Source organism: Saliniramus sp., assembly GCF_035311605.1.
In the GTDB taxonomy this organism is placed as follows: Bacteria; Pseudomonadota; Alphaproteobacteria; order Rhizobiales; family Beijerinckiaceae; genus Saliniramus.
Map to the genome: position 1 here is coordinate 1 of NZ_DATGCW010000195.1, position 5,054 is coordinate 5,054.

Consider the following 5,054-nt stretch of genomic DNA (forward strand, 5'->3'; position numbering starts at 1 on the left):
CGGAACTCGCCGATCTGACGATCTACGTGATCGACGTCGCAGCCGGCGAGAAAATCCCGCGCAAGGGCGGGCCCGGGATCACGCGCTCGGATCTGTTCGTGATCAATAAAATCGATCTCGCTCCGCATGTCGGCGCGGACCTTTCGGTGATGGAGGCGGATACGCTGCGCATGCGGCCCAAACGCCCCTTCGTCTTCACCAACATGCATACCGGCGAGGGTGTCGATGTCGTTGCGCGCTTCATCAAGGAGGCGGGCGGCCTCAAGGCCAAGGCTGCGTGACGTCACAGAACCGGCAAAGAGGGGACGGGGTACCATGAAACGCATTCTCGCCACGGCAGGCGCCGCCGCCGTTCTCGCGCTCACGAGCGGCGTGGCACTCGCGCATCCGCATCACCATCACGGCGAAGCGGCGGGTTTCCTGCCCGGCTTCCTGCATCCCCTGACCGGGCTCGATCACATGCTCGCCATGGTCGCGGTGGGACTTTGGGCGGCGCTGATCGGAGGGCGGGCGCTGATCGCCTGGCCGGTGGCCTTCGTCATGACCATGATTGTGGCTGCGCTGGCCGGGATGGCTTATGGCGGGATTTCCGCGATGGAGATCGGTATCGCACTCTCGGTGGTGGCCCTCGGGCTCGCGGTCGCTCTGCGCGTGCGCGCGCCGCTGGTTCTTGGTGGCGCCGTGATCGGGCTGTTCGCGATCTTCCACGGTTATGCCCATGGCGCCGAATTGCCGACTGCAACGGGTGCGCTTGGCTATATTGCGGGTTTCGCGCTCGCGACGGTGCTGCTCCACGCGGTTGGTCTCGCGCTCGGCTTCCTGATCGGGCGCAGCCCCGGGATCTGGGCTTCGCGCGTGGCAGGGGCCGGGGTCGCGGCGATCGGGATGGTGCTGCTCGTGGTCTGAAGGGGGCTGGCTGCGTGGCTCAAGCGCCCCAGGTCTTTTCGAGCACACGCAGCCAATTGCCGTAGCAGAGCTTTTCCATCAGCGGCTCGCTGATGCCGTGATCGCGCATGGCGCGCCGCAGATTGATCAATCCGGCGCAGTCGGTGATGGCATCGGGGACGGTGGCGCCGTCGAAATCCGAGCCGAATCCGACACGATCCTCTCCCAGCCGTTCGACCAGGTGATCAAGGTGGCGCATCATCACGTCGAGCCCGACATCGGGGTCCATGCGTCCGTCCGGGCGCAGGAAGGCGGCGGCGAAGTTGATCCCGACCATCCCGTCACTCTCGCGAATCTGATCGAGCTGGCGATCGGTCAGATTGCGCGCATGCGGGCAGATGGCATGAGCATTGGAATGGGTGGCGACGATGGGCGCGTCGCTGATTGCAGCGAGATCGCGGAAGCCGGCTTCATTGAGATGCGCGACGTCGAGCATGATCCGCAGCCGGTTGCAGGCCTTGACCAGCTCCTTGCCGGCCTCGGTGAGCCCGCCGCCGGTATCGCCGGTGGAGGGAAACCGGAAAGGCACACCGTGTCCATAGATTGTAGGGCGGCTCCAGACCGGGCCGAGCGAACGCAAGCCTGCGGCGTGGAGGGTCTCGAGGGCGTAGAAATCCGGATCGATCGCCTCGGCGCCCTCCATATGAAGGATGGCGGCCATGCGATCCGATTCGATCACTGTGCGCAGCTGGGCGGCATTATGGCAGATCGTGACCGCGCCCGCAGCTTCGAGCCGGCAGAGCCAGGCGATTTCGCCGAGCGCGACCTTGATTGCTTCCTCGAAGGGGATGCGTGGCGGAAGGGCGATGTCGTAACGGCTCTGGCGCATCATCGCATCCGCGTCCTCGGCACTGCCGGGGCTGGGCACGTAGACGGCAAAGAAACCGCCGGCGAAGCCGCCACTGCGGGCGCGAGGCAGGTCGATATGGCCGTCACCGTGGCCACGCAGGACCGCTTCGACGCTGACCTCCCCACGATAGAGCTTCAGCAGAAGATCGTTGTGGCCGTCGAGGATCGGCGGTGTGGCGTGGCGACTCATGGAAGACACTCCAGCTATGGCCCTGGCCTGATATGAGGCAGGGCGTGGCGCTGCCCTGCATGTTTCGCGCCCGGTACCATTCGCGCGAGACAGCAACGTGATCTATGCACGAAACGGGCCGGTCCCGTCGAGACGGGCATCGCCATTCCCGGCACGGCCGGATTGCCGGGCCAGCTCAGGCCGCCTTCGCCGCCCGGCGCCGACGGGCGAATTCGGTGAGCGCCTCGTCGGCCTCTTCCGGAAGTCTGATCTCCAGCGTCACCAGGAGGTCCCCGGTCTGCTTCTTGCCGGGCAGGCCCTTGCCGCGCATGCGGAAGGTGCGCCCAGAGCTCGACATGGGCGGAATCTTCATTTCTACCGCGCCGGTGAGCGTCGGTACCCGCAGCGTCGCACCGAGGATCGCGTCTTCGAGCGGCACCGGCAGGCGATGGCGCAGATTGTCGCCCTCGACCGTGAATTTCTCATGCGGCACGATATCGATGCGCAGGAGCACATCGCCCGGTTCGCCGATCGGGCTCTCGCCACCGAGGCCGCGCAGGCGGATGATCTGCCCGTCGCTGACGCCTTTGGGCAGGTTGACTTCCACCTCGCGATCATTGGGCAGCAGGATGCGCTTCTTCGCGTTGGCGGCTATGTCTTCGAGGCTGACGCTGAGGGACGCGTTGATATCCGCACCTTTTGCCGCGCCCCTACCCGCCGCGCCGCCCCGCGCACCCGTCTGACCGGCCTGCTGGAAGGGGTTGGGGCCGCGTCCTGCCTGGCGGAAGGCATCGCCGAAAAGCTGCGAGAAGATATCCTCCGCGCCGCCACCGCCACCGCCACCGCCACCCGCTCCGGGACCGCTGCGCCAGGCGCCGCCGCGCCCGCGCGCCGCCGCTGCGGGATCGAAATCGAAGCCTTCGAAGCCCTCGTAGCGACGGCCGCCGCCGGCGCCGAAACCGGTGAAGCGCGGTTTGCCCTCCGCGTCGATCTCCCCGCGATCAAACTGGCCGCGCTTTTCCGCATCGCCCAGCAATTCATAGGCGGAATTGATCTCGGCGAAGCGCGAAGCCGCCTTGGCGTCCTTGTTCTGATCCGGATGCCATTTCTTCGCGAGCTTGCGGAAGGCGGATTTGATCTCCGCCTCGCTCGCCGATCGGGACACGCCGAGGATGTCGTAAGGGTCGCGCATGTTTGGATCCTGCCGCGCATGGATTGCGTGAAACTGGAGGGCCCGGAAGCCCTGAGGGGCGCCCGGACCGGCTACGATCCGGATATGGGATAGGTGTTGCCGTTACGCAACTCCCCGTGCCGGAGCGTGGCATCCCGTCGGCATGACCTAGCGCCCGTCCGGTGCATCGCTTTGCATGGAAAAGCCGTCGATGCGCCAATCCGCCTCCGACATGCGACAGGCAATGCCGTTGCCGGTGCGTCGCGGCTTTTCCGCGAAGGACAGATCCGCCGCAAAATCCCGACAGACCCGGTCATCGCGCACATAGGCGTTCGATGTCGATTCGAAGGCGCCGGCATTCCCCGTCTCAGGATTCTCCCAGCCGACTCGGGTTCCCGGTCCCTGTGGATCGAGGGCGACGGCCAGTGCGGCCCGCGCGCGGCGCCAATCTTCATGATCATGCGCATCGGCCAGCGGCGAAACCGGGCCGATCGAGCCCGTTGTGATCGGGTCCGGTGCGGCGCCGAAGGGGGAAAGCGGCATGCTGAAGCTGCAGGCGGCGAGGGGGATGCACAGAATCCCGGCCAGCAGGGCGCGCCGTACCGCACCTGCGGTGGAGCGCCCATCGCGACGCGTCATGATCGCGCCTTCGCGCAGGGGCGGGGAAGCCCTATATAGAAGGCTGCGGGTCGGGGCCGATCCCTTGTGCGCCGATTCGCGCATCATGTTTCGTCTCCCGTTTCGCGACATGCTGCAATACCGGGGATTAAGACATTGAAAAGTTTAACAACCGGTGACTTCACCGAAGCATCCGCTCCGTTCACGCTGTTCACCGAATGGCTGGAGGAGGCGAAGACGAGTGAGCCCAATGATCCCAACGCGATGGCGCTGGCCACTGCCGATTCCAAAGGTATGCCCAATGTGCGCATGGTGCTGTTGAAGGGTTTCGACGAGGACGGCTTCGTCTTCTATACCAATACCGAATCCAACAAGGGCAACGAGCTCGCCATCAACATGCAGGCGGCCCTGTGCTTCCACTGGAAGAGCCTGCGCCGTCAGGTGCGCGTGCGCGGTCGGGTGGAGCAGGTCCCGGATGAGGAGGCCGATGCCTATTTCGCCTCGCGTCCACGCGACAGCCGCATTGGCGCCTGGGCCAGCCAGCAGTCGCGTCCGTTGGAGAGCCGCTTCGCGCTGGAGAAGGCGGTGGCGAAGAACGCCGCGAAATATGCCATCGGCGAGGTACCGCGCCCGCCCCACTGGACCGGTTTCCGGATCGTGCCCCAAAGCCTCGAGTTCTGGATGGACAAGCCGTTTCGCCTGCATGATCGCGTCGTTTTCTCACGCACGGAAGATGGCGGCTGGGAACGCACGCGCCTATATCCGTGAAGGAAGGGCTGCCCTGCGCGCTTTCGCCGATGCGCCGGGGCTTGAAATCGCCTAAAGTCGCCTTCGTCTGTTCCTGGGAGCGATGCACGTGTCCAACGCCTCGAATACCAAAGCACCCCGCCGGGTGATGCTGCTGACCGGCGCCAGCCGCGGCATCGGCCATGCCACGGTGAAGCGCTTCTCGGCTGCCGGCTGGCGTGTGATTACCGCTTCGCGCCATGCCTTCCCGGAAAACTGCCCCTGGGAAATGGGCCCGGAGGACCATCTCCAGGTCGATCTTTCCGATTCCCGCGATACGTTGCGCGCCATCGACGACGTGAAGCAGCGTCTCGAAGTCGAGGGCAGCAAGCTTCATGCCCTGGTCAACAATGCGGGCATTTCGCCGAAGGCGCCCGATGGCGGACGGCTGAACGTGCTGAACACGCCGTTCGAGGACTGGTTGCACGTCTACCAGGTGAATTTCTTCGCCACGATCCTGCTCGCCAAAGGCTTGAGCGCCGAGCTCGAACGGGCGCGCGGCTCGATCGTCAACGT

General features: G+C 65.4%; 7 protein-coding genes. 4 read left to right on the plus strand and 3 right to left on the minus strand.

Features of this window, described 5'->3' with window-relative positions; translation table 11 throughout:
• On the plus strand, nucleotides 1-281 hold a 281-nt coding region (locus VKP01_RS08930), incomplete at its 5' end, for a GTP-binding protein (RefSeq protein WP_324411800.1).
• 34 nt (nucleotides 282-315) lie between these two features.
• Nucleotides 316-906: a HupE/UreJ family protein gene (locus tag VKP01_RS08935; RefSeq protein ID WP_324411801.1), complete on the plus strand. Its 591-nt coding sequence runs from the start codon at nucleotides 316-318 to the stop codon at nucleotides 904-906.
• Between the two features lie 19 nt (nucleotides 907-925).
• Here VKP01_RS08935 and VKP01_RS08940 read toward each other — a convergent pair whose 3' ends face one another.
• The 3 genes from VKP01_RS08940 to VKP01_RS08950 form a co-directional block, all read right to left on the minus strand.
• A complete protein-coding gene (locus VKP01_RS08940; RefSeq protein WP_324411802.1) occupies nucleotides 926-1,984 on the minus strand; it encodes a dipeptidase in 1,059 nt (352 codons plus the stop codon).
• Between the two features lie 175 nt (nucleotides 1,985-2,159).
• Nucleotides 2,160-3,155, minus strand: coding sequence for a J domain-containing protein (locus VKP01_RS08945; protein WP_324411803.1), 996 nt, complete (start codon nucleotides 3,153-3,155; stop codon nucleotides 2,160-2,162).
• Between the two features lie 147 nt (nucleotides 3,156-3,302).
• Nucleotides 3,303-3,773 (minus strand): RT0821/Lpp0805 family surface protein, encoded by a 471-nt coding sequence (locus VKP01_RS08950; protein ID WP_324411804.1) that lies wholly within the window; start codon nucleotides 3,771-3,773, stop codon nucleotides 3,303-3,305.
• Nucleotides 3,774-3,908: 135 nt separating this feature from the next.
• Here VKP01_RS08950 and pdxH point away from each other — a divergent pair, with 135 nt between their 5' ends.
• Nucleotides 3,909-4,520 (plus strand): pyridoxamine 5'-phosphate oxidase, encoded by a 612-nt coding sequence (pdxH, locus tag VKP01_RS08955; protein ID WP_324411805.1) that lies wholly within the window; start codon nucleotides 3,909-3,911, stop codon nucleotides 4,518-4,520.
• A gap of 127 nt (nucleotides 4,521-4,647) precedes the next feature.
• A partial coding sequence (locus tag VKP01_RS08960) for an SDR family NAD(P)-dependent oxidoreductase (protein ID WP_324411806.1) occupies nucleotides 4,648-5,054 on the plus strand: 407 nt, incomplete at its 3' end.